Source organism: Pseudomonas syringae group sp. 26L6, from assembly GCF_032587815.1.
Classification (GTDB): Bacteria; Pseudomonadota; Gammaproteobacteria; order Pseudomonadales; family Pseudomonadaceae; genus Aquipseudomonas; species Aquipseudomonas amygdali.
Genome location: NZ_JAWHPJ010000034.1, coordinates 1 through 1,164, shown reverse-complemented (window position 1 = coordinate 1,164; position 1,164 = coordinate 1). Strand labels below are relative to the sequence as shown.

The window sequence follows — 1,164 nt, the reverse complement described above, 5'->3', positions numbered from 1 at the left end:
TAGTTGATGGGTTACTGGCACACGCCGGGCAGGAAATTCATCTCAAGGCCGGTAATAACGTGGTAATTGAGGCGGGGCTCGAGATCACGGTCAAAGCGGGTGATTCCTTTATCAAGATCGACGCCAGTGGCGTAAGCATTACCGGCCCTCAGATGAAACTCAACTCGGGGGGCAAGCCAACCTTGGGCACCGGCGCATCGCCCGCTTTGCCTGGGCTTGTGAAACAGGCAGATGACAATGGGCCGGGGCAGTTGCTGACGCAGCGCCTGGGTGAACCAGGCCCGATAGTAGAGCTGTGCCAGAAACCCAGGAACGGAACGCCCATGGACTGCCCGCTTGCCGATTGCGGCTGTCGCGGGGCGTTGCTGTCGAGAGGTCGGGCATGAACGTTTACGTGCTGCTGGAGCGCACCGACTCGCTGCTGGAACAACTCTACCAACGGCTGCCCGATCCAGCGCCAGCCGTGTTATTCGACAAGACCGAGCTGGCCACCTACCGGGAGAAAAGTCCGCTTTTTTTGAACACATCAGGCAGCAATACCCTCGTTGAGGCAATGCATGAAGAGCCAGAATCCTGGCCCGGCCTGATCATCGAAAGCCCCTCTCCCGCCGACGTGTTGCTCGGCCATCTGCGGCACATTCTGTTTGTCAGGTTCGAGGGGCAGCGCCGAGGCGTGCTGCGCTATTCACACCCTGTCACTGCCAGCTACTTCTTTACCGTTGATGCGCCTCAATCCATCGCCCAGTGGTTCGGCCCTATTTCCAGGCTTGGCTGGTACGGCGGCACCTGGGAGGACCTTGCACAAGGCAAGCAGCGCTGGTTCGACGTTCGCAATCCACACGCACCTGATTGGCAACCGCCCCAACCTCAAGTGACGTTCGGTTTAAACCAGTGGCAAGAAGACGCGTTGCGGCGCCAGAACAAGGAGTTCTTACAATGACCAGCGGCAGACTGAGCGATGGCCCTTCCTGCGAAATGGACAAACTGATCGTCCAGATCGTGGGCAAGAAGCATTCGGACCAGCAGCAGGTTTTGCTGCTCGGTTCTGATGGGACCCGTATCTATTCACCCAAATCGGAAGTGCTGGAAAGGGAGCTGTTCAGCAGCACCCTGAAGGTCTGGGATCACATCGAGGGCACGCACCTTCATCTGCAGATCGCGACC

2 protein-coding genes and 1 pseudogene are annotated in these 1,164 nt (G+C 58.4%); all 3 read left to right on the top strand.

Going from position 1 to position 1,164, the window contains the following annotated elements:
• A pseudogene (locus RYA97_RS17255) lies at positions 1-386 on the top strand (type VI secretion system tip protein VgrG); the annotation flags it as partial.
• Complete coding sequence (locus RYA97_RS17250) at positions 383-940, top strand: DUF4123 domain-containing protein (protein ID WP_057405280.1); 558 nt, start codon at positions 383-385, stop codon at positions 938-940. The pseudogene RYA97_RS17255 and the gene RYA97_RS17250, both read left to right, overlap by 4 nt.
• Positions 937-1,164: hypothetical protein (locus tag RYA97_RS17245; protein WP_316892757.1), on the top strand; the 228-nt coding region annotated here is incomplete at its 3' end. The genes RYA97_RS17250 and RYA97_RS17245, both read left to right, overlap by 4 nt.